This window comes from Microcoleus sp. Pol12B5 (assembly GCF_036701335.1).
Classification (GTDB): Bacteria; Cyanobacteriota; Cyanobacteriia; order Cyanobacteriales; family Microcoleaceae; genus Microcoleus.
The window spans coordinates 1-17698 of the sequence record NZ_JAUBQQ010000093.1; the positions used below are offsets into that span (position 1 = coordinate 1).

General features: G+C 43.4%; 14 protein-coding genes. 9 read left to right on the plus strand and 5 right to left on the minus strand.

What is annotated here, in order from left to right; all coding sequences use genetic code 11:
- Positions 1 to 65: 65 nt before the first annotated feature.
- Positions 66 to 197 (minus strand): Nif11-like leader peptide family natural product precursor, encoded by a 132-nt coding sequence (locus QUA24_RS27415; RefSeq protein WP_445242645.1) that lies wholly within the window; start codon positions 195 to 197, stop codon positions 66 to 68.
- Between the two features lie 205 nt (positions 198 to 402).
- Here QUA24_RS27415 and QUA24_RS24775 point away from each other — a divergent pair, with 205 nt between their 5' ends.
- The 3 genes from QUA24_RS24775 (at position 403) to QUA24_RS24785 (ending at position 4256) form a co-directional block, all read left to right on the plus strand.
- Positions 403 to 540, plus strand: coding sequence for a hypothetical protein (locus QUA24_RS24775; protein WP_333232858.1), 138 nt, complete (start codon positions 403 to 405; stop codon positions 538 to 540).
- A gap of 226 nt (positions 541 to 766) precedes the next feature.
- A complete protein-coding gene (locus QUA24_RS24780) occupies positions 767 to 3463 on the plus strand; it encodes a CHAT domain-containing tetratricopeptide repeat protein (protein WP_333232859.1) in 2697 nt (898 codons plus the stop codon).
- Positions 3464 to 3623: 160 nt separating this feature from the next.
- Positions 3624 to 4256 carry a response regulator gene (locus QUA24_RS24785; protein ID WP_445242646.1) on the plus strand — a complete coding sequence of 211 codons (633 nt, stop codon included), beginning with the start codon at positions 3624 to 3626 and terminating at the stop codon, positions 4254 to 4256.
- Positions 4257 to 4430: 174 nt separating this feature from the next.
- Here QUA24_RS24785 and QUA24_RS24790 read toward each other — a convergent pair whose 3' ends face one another.
- The 4 genes from QUA24_RS24790 to QUA24_RS24805 form a co-directional block, all read right to left on the minus strand.
- Positions 4431 to 4571: a hypothetical protein gene (locus tag QUA24_RS24790; RefSeq protein WP_333232861.1), complete on the minus strand. Its 141-nt coding sequence runs from the start codon at positions 4569 to 4571 to the stop codon at positions 4431 to 4433.
- A gap of 123 nt (positions 4572 to 4694) precedes the next feature.
- Positions 4695 to 4952 carry a hypothetical protein gene (locus QUA24_RS24795; protein ID WP_333232863.1) on the minus strand — a complete coding sequence of 86 codons (258 nt, stop codon included), beginning with the start codon at positions 4950 to 4952 and terminating at the stop codon, positions 4695 to 4697.
- A gap of 64 nt (positions 4953 to 5016) precedes the next feature.
- The gene (locus tag QUA24_RS24800) at positions 5017 to 5253 is read right to left on the minus strand and encodes a hypothetical protein (RefSeq protein WP_333232865.1); all 237 of its coding nucleotides are present in this window, start codon (positions 5251 to 5253) and stop codon (positions 5017 to 5019) included.
- Positions 5254 to 5317: 64 nt separating this feature from the next.
- On the minus strand, positions 5318 to 5515 hold the full coding sequence (locus QUA24_RS24805) for a hypothetical protein (RefSeq protein ID WP_333232866.1): 198 nt from the start codon (positions 5513 to 5515) through the stop codon (positions 5318 to 5320).
- A 347-nt stretch (positions 5516 to 5862) separates the two neighbouring features.
- On the opposite strand from QUA24_RS24805, the gene QUA24_RS24810 reads away from it, so the two are divergent.
- The 6 genes from QUA24_RS24810 (at position 5863) to QUA24_RS24835 (ending at position 17628) form a co-directional block, all read left to right on the plus strand.
- Complete coding sequence (locus tag QUA24_RS24810; protein WP_333232868.1) at positions 5863 to 7140, plus strand: glycosyltransferase; 1278 nt, start codon at positions 5863 to 5865, stop codon at positions 7138 to 7140.
- 121 nt (positions 7141 to 7261) lie between these two features.
- A complete protein-coding gene (locus QUA24_RS24815) occupies positions 7262 to 13906 on the plus strand; it encodes an AAA family ATPase (protein WP_333232877.1) in 6645 nt (2214 codons plus the stop codon).
- Complete coding sequence (locus QUA24_RS24820; RefSeq protein ID WP_333232870.1) at positions 13903 to 14934, plus strand: response regulator; 1032 nt, start codon at positions 13903 to 13905, stop codon at positions 14932 to 14934. The genes QUA24_RS24815 and QUA24_RS24820 overlap by 4 nt, the downstream gene beginning before the upstream one ends.
- Before the next feature lie 81 nt (positions 14935 to 15015).
- Positions 15016 to 15648, plus strand: coding sequence for a response regulator (locus tag QUA24_RS24825; protein WP_445242647.1), 633 nt, complete (start codon positions 15016 to 15018; stop codon positions 15646 to 15648).
- 192 nt (positions 15649 to 15840) lie between these two features.
- Complete coding sequence (locus QUA24_RS24830; protein ID WP_333232872.1) at positions 15841 to 17157, plus strand: hypothetical protein; 1317 nt, start codon at positions 15841 to 15843, stop codon at positions 17155 to 17157.
- Positions 17158 to 17457: 300 nt separating this feature from the next.
- Positions 17458 to 17628: a hypothetical protein gene (locus QUA24_RS24835; RefSeq protein WP_333232874.1), complete on the plus strand. Its 171-nt coding sequence runs from the start codon at positions 17458 to 17460 to the stop codon at positions 17626 to 17628.
- The last annotated feature ends 70 nt before the right edge of the window (positions 17629 to 17698 follow it).

Consider the following 17698-nt stretch of genomic DNA (forward strand, 5'->3'; position numbering starts at 1 on the left):
CGACCCCATCTTTTTTTACCTCACGTTGGGCAAATCCGCCACTGGTGGGGCTTTTGACGGGGTTGTCACCCCGTCAGAGCTACCGCTTTATTCACTAAGCTTTCCCGATCCGTTACTGATTGAAACTGTAGCTGGAGTTCGGGATCTTGCGAGACTTCTTGAAAAAAATGATTGACGTTTTCAAATTCAAAAGACATGAGATTTGCTCCTGATTGAATTGTTTGTGTCTGGTAACTGTTTATAGTTTATTAAATTCCCCCGCGGAAGTAGCTAGCTAAAAGTTGAGTTTTGAACCTATAAAAAAGCTAGCTAAGAACTAGCTATAAAATCGGGTAACAATCTGAACTTTTGGGTAGGTATCGCCGATCGCCTACAACGATAGACTGGTAACACTCTCCTGTGATGAGTCAAGCCTGCTTCCTATTGAGCGTTCCCAAAGTGCGATCGGCAATTAAGAAAGCCCCAAGAGTAGTACAAAAAAAGGGCGATCGCACTCCAAGAGGCATTGTGCGATCGCCCGAGAGTCAAGAAAGCTGCTGACATTATTTAACAAGCTGTAGTGAGAAGTGCTATGGGTATTGAGATACATTGCACTTTCCCGCAATCAACATTGCACCCCTCTGAAGATCAGATCTGTGGGTAGAACGAATGAATTTACCATCTGGGTTGCTTAAGATTAAAATATCGATTTAAGCAGATTGAGGCGATCGCGCGACGGCAAAAAGAGCGATCGGGCTAACTCTCTAAATCCAAACCCCAGAATCCTATGCTGTATTCTCCATTTCAGCGACTCAAATCGACCCACTCTAGGTTCACTCCTGTTTTCCTAGCTTCCATTTCCCTGTTTCTATTTACCACTGCTCCCCTATTAACTCCTGACTCTCTATTTCCAGCGATCGCTCAAACTACCGATGCTCGTAAAACCGAGGCCGATCGGCTGTTTCAGCAGGGCAACCAACAGTATCAGACTAGCCAATTTTCAGCCGCGCTGAATTCCTGGCAACAGGCACTGCAAATTTATCGCGCCATTAAATACCGTTACGGGGAGAGTTGGGCACTGGGCAATTTGGGAAGCGCTTATCGCTCTCTGGGCAACTATGCCCAAGCGATTGAGTATGCAGAGCAACAGTTAGCGATCGCCCGCGAAATTAAATACCGCGAAGGGGAAGGGGAAGCACTGGGCATTTTGGGAGATGCTTACAACTCTCTGGGCAACTATGACAAAACCATTGAGTATGTACAACAACAGTTAGCGATCGCCCGCGAAATTAAAGACCGCTACGCGGAAAATGAGGCACTAGGCAATTTGGGAGCCGTTTACTTCTATCTGGGCAACTATGGCAAAGCCATGGAGTATGCACAGCAACACTTAGCCATCGCCCGCGAAATTAAGGATCGCCGAGGGGAGAGTAATGCACTGGGTAATTTGGGAGTCGCTTACCACTCTCTGGGCAGCTATGCCAAAGCGGTTGAGTATTCAAAGCAACATTTAGCGATCGCCCGCGAAATTAAAAACCGCCGAGGGGAAAGTACAGCACTGGGCAATTTGGGAGCCGCTTACTTCTATCTGGGCGACTATGCCAAAGCCCTTAAATTTGGGGAGCAGAGTTTAGCGATCGCCCGTGAAATTAAAGACCGCCGAGGGGAGAGTAATCCACTGGGTAATTTGGGAGCCGCTTACCTCAGTCTGGGCAACTCGGCCAAAGCGGTTGAGTATTCACAGCAACATTTAGCGATCGCCCGCGAAATTAAAAACCGCCTTGGGGAGGGTGTGGCACTAAGCAATTTGGGAGCCGCTTACCACTCTCTGGGCAACTCGGCCAAAGCCATTGAGTATACACAGCAGACTTTAGCGATCGCCCGCGAAATTAAAGACCGCAAAGGGGAAGGTATAGCACTGGGCAATTTGGGAGTTGCTTACGGCTCTCTGGGCAACAATGCCAAAGCGATTGAGTATTCACAGCAATATTTAGCCATCGCCCGCGAAATTAAAAACCGCCTTGGGGAGGGTAGGGCGCTCACCAACCTCGGAGTGGCGTTATTGAAAGCTGGCAACCCAACAGAAGCCGAGAAAATGCTCCTCAAAGGGATTCAAGTTTGGGAATTGATGCGTCAAATGCTCGGCTCCAACGACGCGCATAAAGTCTCCATCTTTGAAGGACAAGCTCGCACCTATCGGACTTTACAACAAGTTCGGGTAGCTCAGAATAACCCGATCGCGGCTTTAGAAATTGCCGAACGGGGACGTGCTCGTGCCTTTGTCGATATACTCACACAACGCTTATCAACTGGTGATGCCAATTCGGTCATCGCCACTGCTCCCAACGGCGAGCAAATTCGCCAAATCGCCAAAGCACAGAACGCGACTTGGGTGCAGTATTCCATCATCTACGATACTTTCGAGATCCAAGGCAAACAAGTAGGGAGGGAATCCGCGCTCTACATTTGGGTAATTTCACCGACAGGCGAAATAACCTTCCGCCAAGTTGACCTCCAACCCCTTTGGCAACAGCACAACCGCTCCCTAGCCAGCTTGATCGTTGGCAATCAAGAATTTCTTGCCGTCCGCCGTCGCAGCAGTCTTGGCTCCACCCAACCCGAACCGGACTTACCGACGCTGCATCAACTGCTGATTGATCCGATCGCCAATTTCCTACCCAAAGATCCCAATGCCCACGTCATTTTCATTCCCCAAGGTTCCTTGTTCCAAGTGCCCTTCCCCGCCCTGCAAGATAGCAACGGCACTTACTTAATCCAGAAACACACCATTCTCACCGCCCCCTCGATTCAAGTTCTGGCATTAACCCGACAACAACGACTGAAGCTAGCAAGTCAGCAATCAAACAGCGGAAAAGCTCTAGTATTGGGCAATCCCACCATGCCTAGTGTGTCTCTCTCTCCCGGAGAACCCAAACGGCAATTGTCTGCTCTACCTGGGGCCGAAGCCGAAGCCAGAGCGATCGCCCCGATGCTCAACACTGAAGCCATCACAGGCGCTCAAGGTACAAAAGCTGCGATCGTCCAAAAAATGCCCCAAGCATCGATTATTCATTTGGCAACGCATGGATTGCTCGATGATGTAAACGGATTGGGAAGTGCGATCGCCCTGGCTCCCTCTGGCACCGACAACGGCTTATTGACCGCACAAGAGATTTTCGACATGAAACTGCAAGCAAACTTAGTTGTTTTGAGTGCTTGCAACACTGGAGAAGGCAGAATTACCGGGGATGGCGTGATTGGTTTGTCGCGATCGCTCATTTCGGCAGGAGTGCCCAGTGTGATCGTCTCCTTGTGGACGGTTCCCGATGCGCCTACAGCCGAATTGATGCAGGCCTTTTATCAAAATCTTCAGAAAAACACGAATAAAGCACAGGCACTTCGGCAAGCTATGCTAACCACAATGAAAGCGCATTCTAATCCGCGAGATTGGGCAGCGTTCACGTTGATTGGTGAGGCAGATTAAGCTTCTTAGGACTTACCAATAAATACCAAAGAAACCTGGTTTTTTACTCGTTGTTAAAGGCTCAAATTTATTATTTTCGTCCAACCAGGTTTCTGCGTACAGGACTAAAGTTTGTAGTGAGGACGACAGTCTTTTTTCATAAAATTATCAGGGAAAAAAGATGATTCAACAATCAAATATGATTCGCGTTTTAATTGCCGACGATCATGCGATAATGCGACAGGGTTTAGCCGCCTTGCTGGAACAAGAACCAGATATAACAGTTGTTGCAAAAGCTAGCAACGGACAGGAAGCATTAACAATGTTCCGTCAATATCAGCCAGACGTGACACTAATGGATGTGCGAATTGCACAAATGGATGGAGTCGAGGCCATTACCGCCCTTTGTACTGAATTTGAAGCTGCCCGCATCGTCGTGTTCACTGCTTATGATGGTGATGAACATATTTATCGCGGGCTGCGGGCTGGTGGCAAAAGTTATCTGCTCAAAGATACCGAACCTGACGAACTTTTTTTGGCAATTCGCACGGTTGTTAGCGGTAAAAAGTACATTCCCAGCGCCGTTGGTGCTAAACTAGCAGCTCGTATAGACAATGCTCAATTGAGCGATCGCGAATTGCAGGTAATTCGCTCGATCGTAACTGGTAAATGCAACCACGAAATCAGCCAATTTTTGCACATCAGCGAAAGTACCGTCAAGTTTCACATCAACAATATTTTGGGCAAATTGGGAGTTAGCGATCGCACGCAGGCCGCGATTTCCGCCTTAAAACGGGGGATTGTCAGCCTGTAGTTTAATGCTCGGTATTTTTTATACTGAGAAATATGACTATTATGAGGGCAAATAATGATAAATAAGACCTTAAGTTTTAGGTAACAACTTTTTAGTAAGGCTAAGCAGGAACTCCATGGTACAATATCTCATTTGCCTCCGTTACATCCCGTACATTGCTCGTTGGGGAAATGGTTATTGTTTTGTTAGCAAATCTGGCAACCACAACAAAATTAGCAATAGCAAGCAGAGGATAACTAAGCCAACTCTAAATATTGTAGCGTTACCCATACCGGGGGCTTGCTGCATGAGGTATACGGGCTGTATTGCATCCATATTTTCTGTAGATTGGGATTGCTATAGTTCTCATTTTTTCACGGAAAAGCAATCGCATATTATGCGATTGCTTTGCAAATTTTAGCCTCATCGATCGCGTGGCTTTTGGCAATTATTAGTCGCTCAGTTCCGATTGCCAAATGCGCGCGACGCTGCTTCAATTAATTGCATGGACGGACCAGGACCAAAAAAGTTAGGCCTTGGACCGCTGGCTGTGATAACAGGGATACCCGCAGCCCGAGCTCGATCGGCCATATCGGAACAGCCGCCTGCGATCGCTTCGAGATCCAAGTCGTTCAATTCTCGATCGGTTGAGTTTTCTTGTTCGGATGCTGCGATTGTCGGCGGTAGTTCTTGAAAAGATTGATTGTTGCTTTCCATCAGATGTTTTCTCCTTGGATGTTTGAACTCAGCAGAAGCGCGATCGCTTCTAGTTACAAGCAGCTCATTTCTTCTGTCCCCAATTATAGGACAGCGTTTCTTCAGTTATTTGGAAGAACGGACGCAAACGCAACAAAAAGTCGGGCTTTGGATCGCTGCCTGTGATAATACGCATACCACCCGCGATCGCATCAAGTTCCAATTCGTTCAATTCTTGATTAGTTGAGTTGTCCGGTGCGGATGCTGTGATTGCGGACGACTCGGACGGTACTTCTTGGGAAAATTGATTGTTGCTTTCCATCAGATGTTTTCTCCTGGGATGTTTAAACTCAGCAGAAGCGCGATCGCTTCTAGTTACAAGCAGCTCATTTGCCGAAATAGGACTGCATGTAGTTAATCAGTTGCGTGGATATGCGGGGTTTCAGATAGTCCGGCACTGGACCTTCGACTGTGATAGTACGCATACCACCTGCGATCGCTTCGAGTTCCAAGTCGCTCAATTCTTGATTAGTTGAGTTTTCCGGTGTAGATGTTGCTTTTTTTATGATGCTTTCACTCGACATGCAAGTTACTCCTTGTGGATTTTTTACAGCTAGGCTCTGGCTGGCCTATGCGTAAATTTAGTTTATTAAATTACCCGGCTAAAGTAGCCAGCTCAAAGTTGAGTTTTGAAGCTATAACAACAACGTAGTTTGAACTAACATTTAGTTGAGGAGATCACCTGAACTTTTGGCTAGGTATCGCAGATCGCATACAACTATATACTGGTAACAATCTCTGGCTATGACTAAAGCCTGCGTCCCATTCCTGAGTTTCTCCAAGTGATCGCCCCAACGCCCCAACGCCTAACAAAAACCCCACACCGCCCATTAAATGCTCAAAAGGTTAAATTCACACGGAGCCTTTACTAATGACCCACTTCGGCATTTTCTGTCCAGCCGGCGACGGCCACCTCAACCCCATGACAACATTAGGCAACGAACTGCTTCGCCGAGGCCATCGAGTCACCGTATTTAACTTCCTCGATGCTAAAACCACCACCTTAGCCAGCGGCTTAGAATTCCAGCCATTAGCTGAAGAAGAGTTTCCCGTCGGCTGGTTCGCAGAAATCATTTCCCAACGCGGAAAACTTAGCGGACTAGCGGCATTGCAACATACTTTTAAGGAAGTTGCGAAGACTTCGGATGCTATTCTTAGAGAGGCTCCTATCGCTATTAAAAAAGCCGATGTAGAAGCTTTACTCGTAGACCAAGTTTCACTGGAAGGAGGAACAATTGCAGAATTTATAAACATTCCTTTTATCACAGTTTGCAGTGCGTTACTATTAAATCGAGACCCAGACGTTCCACCCATTTGTACCCTTTGGCAGTACGATCCAACTTGGAAAGGACGCTTACGGAATCAAGTCAGCTATCAGTTACTCAGTTTACTTGCAAGACCGATTCGAGAAGGGATTTCTGAGTATCGCAGAAAGTGGAACTTACCTTTGCAATCCCACCCAAACGATTATTACTCGAAACTAGCTCAAATCACTCAGCAGTCGGCTGAATTAGAGTTTCCCAGACAAAATTTACCCCCTTATTTCCATTTCACAGGCCCTTATCACAATCCTGCGACGCGCAAACCAGTGCCTTTTCCTTTTGAACAATTAACTGGCCAACCATTGATTTATGCTTCGATGGGAACTATTCAAAATCGCTTGCTGGATGTTTTTCAAACGATCGCCTCTGCTTGTGAAGGATTAGAGGCTCAATTGGTGATTTCTCTGGGAGGTGGCGCGAGTCCAGAATCCTTCCCGCAATTGCCGGGAAATCCGATCGTGGTTGGCTATGCACCCCAATTAGAATTGCTGCAAAAAGCAACTCTCACAATTACTCACGCGGGGATGAATACAACCTTGGAATCCTTGAGCAATGGAGTACCGATGGTGGCAATTCCTGTGGCGAACGATCAGCCGGGAGTCGCAGCGCGGATTGCTTATACGGGTGTTGGGGAAGTGGTTCCTTTGAAGGAATTGAGCGTTTCTAAAATGCGATCGGCAATTGTGAAAGTCCTCACCCAAGAGTCGTATAAACAAAGGGCGATTGAGATGCAAGGGGCGATCGGGCGATCGGGAGGAGTCAAGCGCGCCGCTGACATTATCGAACAGGTTGTATTGACTGGGAAACCTGTTTTGGCAGAAAAATAGTCGCAGACTAAAATCTAAAATCTAAAATCTAAAATCTAAAATCGACTGATGGCTCACGCACCTCTGGTGTGAGGAGCAAATTTATGCTATGTTCGACTGCAAAGTTGACAGCGGTATGAATATGCTGACTCTTCCCGGCGTTGAAATCACAGAGCTCATCTACGAAAGCGCAAACTCTCTGGTTTACCGAGCATTGCGACAGCCCGACAATCAACCCGTCGTCCTCAAAATCCTCAAAGAAAATTATCCCACGCCCCAAGAACTCGCTCGCTATCGCACAGAGTATAAAATTACACAATCTCTGAATCTGAGTGGCTGTATAAAAGCCTATGATTTGCAGCCATATCAAAACACGCTGGTGATGTTTGTCGAGGATTTTGGCGGCGAATCGTTGAAAATTTGGATGCAGCAGCAAAAATTTAGTATTGCAGAATTCTTGCGAATTGCGATCGCAACCACAGAAAGTTTACAACAAATTCACAGCGCCAACATCATTCACAAAGACATTAACCCTTCAAATATTGTCTTCAATCCAGCTAGCGGAGAACTCAAAATTATCGATTTTGGCATTTCCACGCAGTTAACGCGGGAGAATTCTACCCTAAAAAATCCCAACATTTTAGAGGGAACTCTTGCTTATATGTCGCCGGAACAAACCGGCCGAATGAACCGAAGTTTAGATTACCGCACGGATTTTTATTCCCTGGGCGCTACCTTTTACGAACTCCTGACAAACAAATTGCCTTTTGACACCAATGATGTGCTGGAATTGGTACACAGTCATCTCGCTAAACAGCCGTTATCTCCATCTCAGCTGAATCCCGAAATTCCGCAAATTGTTTCCGATATTGTGATGAAGTTGATGGGGAAAAATGCTGAGGAGCGGTATCAAAGTGCGATCGGAATAAAAGCGGATTTAGAAGAATGTTTAAATCAACTGCACAGCCATAACAATATATCAGTTTTCACCCTAGGGAGTCAAGATATTTCTAACCGTTTTCAAATTCCACAAAAACTTTATGGCAGAGAGCGAGAAATTGATAGCTTACTGACAGCTTTTGCACAAGTCAGCCAACAAGGCAAAGATGTCTGTGCCACAAGTTCACTGATGCTGATTTCGGGATATTCGGGTATCGGTAAATCAGCTTTGGTGCAAGAATTATACAAGCCCATTACTCAACAGCGCGGTTATTTTATATCCGGCAAATTTGACCAATATCAGCGCAACATTCCCTACAGCGCAATTGTCAGCGCTTTTCAGGATTTAGCCAAACAACTGTTAACAGAAAGCGAAGCGCAACTTAAAGAATGGCGGGAAAAATTATTAGACGCATTGGGAATCAATGCTCAAGTCATTATTGACGTAATTCCCGAAATTGAATTAATTATCGGCAAGCAACCCGCGCAGCCAGAATTGGGTGCTGCAGAAGCGGAAAACCGCTTTAATTTTGTGTTTCAAAACTTCATTAAAGTTTTTACTAAATCCGAACATCCTCTGACAATATTTATCGATGATTTGCAGTGGGCTGACGGGGCATCTCTGAAACTGATGCAACTGCTGCTCGGCGCTTCGTCAACGGGACTGTTTTTAATTGGGGCCTATCGGGATAACGAAGTTTCTGCAGCTCATGCGTTAATGCTAACGATTGCAGAGATTATCAAAACAGGGGCAAATGTCGATCGCATATTCCTGTCACCTTTGGATTTAGCCTCTGTTACTCAACTAATTTCCGATGCCCTGAATTGTCAGGAAGCAAGAGTCAACTCCCTTGCGGAGTTAGTCTTTTTCAAAACGGGTGGGAATCCTTTCTTTATGAATGAATTTCTCAAATCGCTTTATACAGAAGGGCTATTACAATTCGACTTTACCCCCAGGGCTGTTTCATTCTCACAAAAACCAGGGTTTTGTAGGGGCAGTGCCCCCGTGCCCGCCCAGCCCATAGACGAGGGCGATTCCCTACGGGATAGCTTCGCCGCGCGTGGGGAGATTGCCCCTACAGGGCTTTCAGATATTGCGGCAACCACGGGGGGATTGTCCCTACAAGAGAATGAAACAGACCAGTCTTACCAAGAGGGGAGCCAGGGGAGTTGGCAGTGGGATTTAGATAAAATTCAAGCGAGAAATTTCACTGATAATGTTGTCGAATTGATGGCTGGCAAAATTAAACAACTCTCACAGAATACGCAGGAAACGTTAAAAATAGCAGCCTGCATTGGCAATCAATTCGATCTGAAAACTCTCGCCTCACTTTGCGGAAAATCTGTGGGACAAACGGCGGATGAGTTGTACGCAGCCGTTGCTGAAAATTTAGTCGTGTTGCTGGGAAACATGGGAGATGTGGAATTAGAAATTGCAGGGAAATTACCCAAGTCCCAATTCCTAGAATTCAAATTTGTCCATGACAGAATTCAGCAAGCGGCGTATTCGCTAATCTCCGAACAGGGTAAGCCAATTTTGCATCAAAAAATTGGGCGGTTTTTGCTGCAAAATAGCCTCGTATATGACAGTCCAAATGCCTATCCTACAGAAGAAAAAATCTTTGAAATTGTCAATCAACTAAATTTTGGTTGCCATCTAATTTCCCATCAGCGAGAAAGAGATGAACTGGCTCAGTTAAACCTGATAGCAGGCCAAAAGGCTAAAGCATCAACTGCTTATGAAGCAGCGTTTGAGCATTTTAATGTTGGTCTAAAAATGTTGAGTAAAGATAGTTGGGAAAATTCCTATAACTTAACTTTGTGCCTTTATGAAGAAGCAGTAGAGACAGCCTATCTAACAGGTAATTTCATCATAATGAATAAGTTATCAGAGATTGCATTAAAATCTACAGTAATAGTAATTTCAAAAGCAAAAATTTACGATGTGATTATTCAATCTCATATGTCTCAAGGTAACTTTAAAGAAGGAGTGCAAACAGGTTTATTTTTTCTTAACTTGTTAGGAATTAATTTGCCAGAACAGCCAAAACTTGAGGATATAAAAAAGGGTTTTGAAGAAACAACTACCCTGTTAAAGGGACGGAAAATAAAAGAATTATTTGAGTTGCCTGAAATGACGCAACCAGAAGCTCGAACCGCTTTATTTATTTGTTCAAGAATGATAGGTACTACCTATTTAACTAATCGTGATTTAATGACACTAATTGTTTTAGCTAATGTCAATTTATCCATCAAATACGGAAATTCAATCTGGTCTGCTTTTGCTTATGCAGCCTACGGCGTTGTTTTGTGTGGAATCGTTGTAGATATTGAGGCAGGTTATGAATTCTCCCAACTAGCCTTAAAGTTAATAGAACGCTTTAATGCTCGCCAAGTTAAGGCTAGAGTTTTAGATGCTTTTGGTAATCACATTATACATTGGAAAAAGCATCTAAAAGAAAGTCGAGAAATTTTACTGGAAGCTTATTATAGTGCAGTGGAAACAGGAGATTTTGAATTTATTGGTTATGCTTTATTCGATCGCTGCTTTAATTCATATTCAATGGGTTATGAACTTGTTGCACTAGAACAGGAAATAATAAATTATTGTGAAATTCTTAGCAAAACTCGACAAAAAAGTAGCTTTAATTGGGTAGTAATGTATTTACAAATTGTTCGCAATTTACAAAAAAAAATTACTAATACTCTTGATTTAAATAGTGATAATTACAATGAAAACGAATTTTTATCTATACATCAAGCTACTCAAGATAAACAAGGTTTAGCTTTATTTTATTTAAATAAATTAATTTTATACTATTTATTTGATGAAGCTCATCAAGCAGCAGATAATGCAGCAACTGCAGAACAGTATTTAATTGGTATGACAGGAATGGTTGCTGTTCCTGTTTTTTATTTTTATGACTCTCTCGCGCATTTAACTATATTTAATAAATCTTCAAACTCGGAACGAAATGCTATACTAAATCGCGTGAATAGCAGCCAAGAGAAAATGCGTACCTGGGCGCATCATGCTCCCATGAATCACTTGCATAAATTTTATTTAGTAGAGGCACTTCGAAGTGAAGTTTTGGGTCAAGTTGTGGAAGCAATTGACTATTACGATCGCGCTATCTCCCTCGCCAAAGAAAACGAGTACATCCACGAAGCCGCTCTCGCTTATGAACTTGCTGCCAAGTTCTATTTATCCAGGGGGAAAGAATTAACAGCCAAAGCTTATATGCAGGAATCCTGTTACTGCTATCAACTCTGGGGTGCGGCGGCTAAAGTTAAAGATTTAGAAACGCGATATCCGCAATTATTTACGATCGATCGACCTGTAAGTAAAAAAAGTTCAACTACATCTACTACGAACAGCCGTTCTAGTTCTTCCTTGGATATCGCTACAGTCATGAAAGCTTCTGAAGCAATTGCTGGGGAAATTGTACAGGATAAATTACTGTCCAGATTGATGAAAATTTTGATTGAAAATGTCGGGGCTCAAAAAGGGTATTTACTTTTAGAAACTCAAGGCAAATTGCTGATTGAAGCTGAAGGTGCAGTGAACGACGAACGGATAACGGTGTTGCAATCTGAACCAGTTGAAAATTGCCAGAAACTTTCCGAAACAATTATCAATTATGTCGCCCGAACAAAAGAAAATGTGGTTTTAAATAATGCCCCTCGTGAAGGCAATTTTACGAATGATTCTTACATCAAAGCTCGTCAGCCCAAATCTATTTTGTGTGCTGGTTTGATGAATCAAGGTCAACTGGCTGCTATTGTTTATCTCGAAAATAACCTCACGACACAAGCTTTTACTCCCGAACGTTTAGAAGTTTTGCAATTGCTATCGGGACAAGCGGCGATCGCACTTACCAATGCTAAACTCTACGCGGAAGTAAAAGAACGCGAAAATCGGCTTACTCAATTTATCAATGCGATGCCGATTGGAGTAACAGTAATTGACAGCGCCGGACAAATTTCCTACGCAAATCCTACAGCTTCCCAACTCAGCGGCATCAATTATATACCCGAATTAAATGCCGCTCAATTTGCCGAAATCGGTCAAGCTTATTTAGCAGGAACTAACGAGTTATATCCCACCGCACAAATGCCAATAGTGCGTTCTTTGACGGGTGAAACTGTCAAGGTAGATGATATCGAGTTCCACCGACCTGATAAAATTGTTTCCTTGGAAGTTTCCAGCACTCCAATTGTTGACGAAACAGGTAAAATTAATTATGCGATCGCCACATTTCAAGACATCACCGATCGCAAACAAGCAGAAAAAGTTTTAGCTGATTACAACCGCACTTTAGAACAGCAAGTGAGCGATCGCACTCTCGAACTCCAGCGAGAAATTATCGAGCGACAACGAGCCGAACACGCAGCACAAGAAGCCAACCGAGCAAAAAGCACATTCCTCGCAAATATGAGCCATGAATTGCGGACTCCCCTGAATGCAATTCTGGGTTTTTCCCAACTGTTGAATCGCGGTTCTAATCTATTGCAGGAACAGCAAGAACACCTGGATATTATCACCCGCAGCGGAGAACATTTGCTCGGACTGATTAACCAAGTATTAGATTTATCCAAAATAGAAGCGGGGCGCACGACTCTCAACCCGACAAATTTTGACCTCCACCGCCTACTGGACGACATCGAAAATATGTTCCAACTGCCGGCAGAAAATAAGGGATTGGAGTTCTTAGTCGAGCGGATGTCAGACCTTCCCCAATATGTGCAAACTGATGAAATTAAATTGCGCCAAATCTTGATTAACTTGATTTCTAACGCGATTAAATTCACATCGGAAGGTGGCATTTATGTGAAAATTAAAATTCAGGATATTGCTCAGCAAATCTGCTTTGAGATAGAAGACACGGGAGAGGGAATTGATGGTAGTGAATTAGACCAGCTTTTTGAAGCTTTTATGCAAACTAAAACGGGAGAAGAATCGCAACAAGGAACAGGATTAGGTTTAACGATCGCACGTTCTTTTGTGCAGTTAATGGGAGGTGAAATGACAGTCAGTTCTCGTGCGGGAGGCGGTACTATCTTCAAATTTGACATTAAAGTTAATGCAGTTGAAAGTGCCGATCGCCAACGGGAACAGCCAACTAGACGAGTTATTGCGATCGCACCCCATCAACCCCGCTATCGAATTCTCATTGCAGACGACGCTTTTGACAACCGCCAACTGCTAGTTAAACTGCTTTCCGCGATCGGTTTTGAAGTTTACGAAGCCAAAAATGGGAGGGAAGCAATAGAAAAGTGGGAGCAATATTCACCGCACTTAATCTTTATGGATATGCGGATGCCAGTGATGGATGGGTATGAAGCCACCAAACAAATTAAAGAGGGCAACCACAGGGGGATTGCCCCTACGGAAAACGAGGATTTTGTAGGGGTAGTGCCCCCGTGCCTACCCCAGACAGCAATTGTTGCCATAACAGCAAGTAGTTTTGAGGAAGAGAAAGCCGTTGTCCTTTCTACCGGGTGCGATGATTTTGTTCGCAAACCATTTAGAGAAGCAAACATATTTGATGTTCTGCACAAACATATCGGGGTACAATTCGTTTTTGAAGAACTAAATGCTGCCCCCAGTTTCACAGAAAGTGAAGTAAATGTATTGACAAAAACCGCTTTTTCTGAATTGCCTCCTGAGTTAGTAGCCAATCTTCAGCAAGCCATTAGCAATCTCGATTTAGAACAGATGCAAACAGTCATCAGTCAAATTCGCGAAATCAATCAGCCCTTAGCTAGGGCGAGCGCAGCTTGCATTAAAAATTTTCAGTACGAACAGTTGCTAAATTTAATACACACATTGAGGGATGAGACATGAACAAAAACCTCAGTTTTACCCGCGAAGAAAGTATTTTAGTTATTGATGATTGTCCTGAGAACTTAAAACTTTTAAGCGGGATACTATCGGCCGGTGGGTATAAAGTTCACCTAGCTCCCAGTGGGAAATTAGCTCTTAATTTTATCAAGGCCAACTTACCAGACTTAATTTTACTGGATATTATGATGCCTCACATGGATGGCTATGCAGTCTGCGAGCAGCTTAAAGGTGATCAGAAGACTCAAGATATCCCAATAATTTTTATCAGCGCTTTGCAGGAAGTATTTGATCAAGTAAAAGCATTTTCTGTGGGCGGAATAGACTACATTACAAAACCTTTTCAACAACAAGAAGTTTTAGTGCGCGTCGAAAACCAATTACGTCTAAAAAGGATGTCTCAACAACTCATAGACCAAAATATTTTAGAAGAGCGCAACCGCATGGCGCGGGAAATTCACGACACTTTAGCGCAAACTTTTGCAGGCATTATCATACATTTGGGAGCCGCAGAACGGGTAATAGCCACAAATCCAGAACAAGCACAAGTACACATGAAAACAGTCTGCGAACTGGCTCGTTCTGGACTTGCTGAAGCGCGGCGATCCGTAGAATCTTTGCGCCCGCAACTGTTAGAGGATGGCGATTTGTATGGCGCTCTCAACAAAATTGCTAAACAAATGTCATCAGATACTGATACGCGCACTATTTTTGAAGTCGTGGGTACGGCATATTCCCTACCATTAGAGGTAGAAAATAACCTGTTGCGGATCGGGCAGGAAGCATTAACAAATGCTTTCAAATATGCCAAAGCTACCTCGATAAAAATTGAGTTAGTATACGAAACATCCAACTTCCTTTTGCGGGTGCAAGACAACGGAGAGGGATTTGATACGGAAAGTTTCGGTTTTAGGAATGGCTTTGGTTTATTGGGGATGAGAGAACGCGCCGATCGCATTAACGCGCAGCTAAATGTAAACAGCTACCCCGGGAACGGAACAGAAGTTATAGTTTTAGTTAATCGACAGTAAAGTAAGGTACACCTTTCGCAGCATACATAGTAAGTTTGTATTGAGATTTTCATTTTTTTTTATAAAATTAACAGGGGAAACATGATTAACCAATCAAATATTATTCGCATTTTAATTGCCGACGATCATTATATTGTGCGGCAAGGTTTAGTGGCGCTGCTGAATCAGGAATCAGATGTTAAAGTTGTGGCGCAAGCAAGCAACGGCGCAGAAGCTGTGACAATGTTCCGCGAATATCAGCCCGATGTCACCCTTATGGATATGCGGATGCCCCCAATGGATGGAGTCGCCGCCATTGCTGCAATTTGTGCGGAGTTTCCCAGCGCCCGGATTGTGGTGCTGACGACTTATGACGGCGATGAAAACATCTATCGCGGATTGCAAGCTGGTGCTAAGGGCTATCTGCTGAAGGATGCGGAACCAGAGGAGCTTTTAGCAGCAATTCGGGCGGTTTTTGAGGGTAAAAAGTATATTCCGCTGGCAGTTGGTGTTAAGTTAGCTGATCGCCTGAGTGGCCCTGAATTGAGCGATCGCGAATTAGAAGTCATCCGCCTGATCGTCGCTGGTAAAAGCAACCACGAGATTAGTGAAGTTTTGCACATCAGCGAAAGCACCGTCAAGTTTCACATCAACAATATTTTGAGCAAAATGGGAGTTAGCGATCGCACACAGGCCGCGATTTCCGCATTAAAACGAGGAATTGTCAGCCTGTAGTTTTGCACAAAACCTAGCCAAAAGTTCAGGCGATATCCTCAACCAAAGGTCAGCTAATGCTGGCCTTTTTTTATAGGTTAAAAACTCAACTTTAAGCTGGTCACTTTAGTCGCAGTATTCTCTAAGCTTAATGGATATTCCTCTCAACACTTCTGCATTATTAAACAGTTATATTGCTTTTTGGAGGAAATTATGAGCGAATATTGCATCGGTTTCTCTCAAAAATATAAAACACAAGCCCGTTATTTGATAATACACAATTTGAATATGCACCACTTTTGGTGGGTGATAATTTCACTTGTCAACATTCTACTGTTATCCAGTATTTACATCACAGAAATTTGTAATCAAGCCCCGATAGCTGCCCTCAGTATCGGCAATCTTTTTCTAGCCGTATTAGTAAGAAACGAACTAATCGTACACCTTCTTTACCGATTAACAGTTGGGATTTCACAACTCGCCCCCTCTGGCAAATATTACATCAATACCGCAGTTCATTATATAGGTGGAGTTCATGCTGCGGCTGCAACTTGGAGTTGTTTTTGGCTAAGTATTGACCTATACCGACAGTTAACAACTAGCAAGAATTTGCTTCTTTTAACAACTGGTTTTTTCTTGGCAATCTTATTATTAACGATTATTTTAACAGCCATGCCTCCTTTCCGAGAGCGCTTTCACAACAGCTTTGAGAAAATTCACCGCTATGCAGGATGGAGTTGTCTCGCTGGGGTAATTTTTTATCTAACATTATCGCATTTTCTCGCCACCGCCAATCAGATTCCTACTCTAGAATATCTTTTAAATCCAATTTGTTTAATGTTAATTTTAATTATCTTTAGTATATTTTTACCTTGGCTGACTGTACAAAAATGTGAAAACTTTAGTATCTATTGTCCTTCCCCAAATGTAGCTTTTTTGACAGTTCCGGGCAAGGCAGATATTGGAACATTTGCCCGAATCAGTACAGATTTGGTTGAATGGCATTCATTTTCCGTAGCAAGAATGAGTTTTAATCAAGAAACGGGGCGATCGCAAATCCAGCTAATTATTGGAGCCGCTGGTGACTGGACTAAAAACTTGATTGAGAAAGTTCAGAGTGGGGATATTCCTAAATATTTTTGGGTTCGGAGAGTTAAACCGCCCGGTTTCATGTTTTCAATTAATGCTTATTCGCGAGTATTGGTAGTAGCAACCGGAGCTGGGATTGCCCCTGTTTTGCCTCATATCCTCGAAAACAAGCATAAACTTTACATCGTCTGGATTGGCAATAACCACCAGTTAACTTACGGCAAAAAAATGTGGTCATTAATCTCCAGTCATCCACGCCTAAAAATTTATGATACAGGCGAACTTGGCAGACCGAATGTAGGCGATTTAGCAATTCAGCTCTCCCGTAAATTTCGAGTTCAAGCTGTATTTTGCGTATCTAATAAAGCAGTCACTAAAACAGTTGTGAGTGCGTGTTTAGCCAAAGGAATCCCAGCCTATGGAGCGAGTTGGGATTCTTAAATCATTGATAGCTGTTGGTTCCAGGTTGCATGATTTATTTGAATCTTAACTGTTAGCAAACCTAGTTTTTCAGGGGGAGCGATCATAAATAGTTAATAAAAAACAGCTAGGGGAGTTGGTAGCCACAGATAGACGCAGATTAACGCCGAGCGGTTTTGAGGTGCAAAATAAGCATTTTTACTAAGAAATATGACTATTATGAGGGCAAATAATGATAAATAAGACCTTAAGTTTTAGGTAAAAACTTTTTATTAAGGCTAAGCTGGAACCCCTAGGACAAATTAGCCCACCTCAAAAAAAATGCTTTATTCATTTTTGTTCAAATCTCAAGTCAAAGTCCGCATTTTAAAACAGTTTGCAGTTGCTGTTTCGGCGTCTTTAGCACTTAGTGCAACAACCAGTTTGAAACCCTCGCCAGTATTAGCAGCTAGCAATATCCCCCCCGCAAATCAAACCTCGACTCAGCTATAGCAATCCTAAATGATTTTCTCTATTTAGCTCAATCCTAAATGATTTTTTCTGTGTAAGTATATTGACGTAT

Excerpts from the sequence above, each read along its gene's own strand:
- QUA24_RS27415 (WP_445242645.1), bottom strand. The coding sequence starts at position 197 with ATGTCTTTTGAATTTGAAAACGTCAATCATTTTTTTCAAGAAGTCTCG.
- QUA24_RS24775 (WP_333232858.1), top strand. The coding sequence starts at position 403 with ATGAGTCAAGCCTGCTTCCTATTGAGCGTTCCCAAAGTGCGATCGGCA.
- QUA24_RS24780 (WP_333232859.1), top strand. The coding sequence starts at position 767 with ATGCTGTATTCTCCATTTCAGCGACTCAAATCGACCCACTCTAGGTTC.
- QUA24_RS24785 (WP_445242646.1), top strand. The coding sequence starts at position 3,624 with ATGATTCAACAATCAAATATGATTCGCGTTTTAATTGCCGACGATCAT.
- QUA24_RS24790 (WP_333232861.1), bottom strand. The coding sequence starts at position 4,571 with ATGGATGCAATACAGCCCGTATACCTCATGCAGCAAGCCCCCGGTATG.
- QUA24_RS24795 (WP_333232863.1), bottom strand. The coding sequence starts at position 4,952 with ATGGAAAGCAACAATCAATCTTTTCAAGAACTACCGCCGACAATCGCA.
- QUA24_RS24800 (WP_333232865.1), bottom strand. The coding sequence starts at position 5,253 with ATGGAAAGCAACAATCAATTTTCCCAAGAAGTACCGTCCGAGTCGTCC.
- QUA24_RS24805 (WP_333232866.1), bottom strand. The coding sequence starts at position 5,515 with ATGTCGAGTGAAAGCATCATAAAAAAAGCAACATCTACACCGGAAAAC.
- QUA24_RS24810 (WP_333232868.1), top strand. The coding sequence starts at position 5,863 with ATGACCCACTTCGGCATTTTCTGTCCAGCCGGCGACGGCCACCTCAAC.
- QUA24_RS24815 (WP_333232877.1), top strand. The coding sequence starts at position 7,262 with ATGCTGACTCTTCCCGGCGTTGAAATCACAGAGCTCATCTACGAAAGC.
- QUA24_RS24820 (WP_333232870.1), top strand. The coding sequence starts at position 13,903 with ATGAACAAAAACCTCAGTTTTACCCGCGAAGAAAGTATTTTAGTTATT.
- QUA24_RS24825 (WP_445242647.1), top strand. The coding sequence starts at position 15,016 with ATGATTAACCAATCAAATATTATTCGCATTTTAATTGCCGACGATCAT.
- QUA24_RS24830 (WP_333232872.1), top strand. The coding sequence starts at position 15,841 with ATGAGCGAATATTGCATCGGTTTCTCTCAAAAATATAAAACACAAGCC.
- QUA24_RS24835 (WP_333232874.1), top strand. The coding sequence starts at position 17,458 with ATGCTTTATTCATTTTTGTTCAAATCTCAAGTCAAAGTCCGCATTTTA.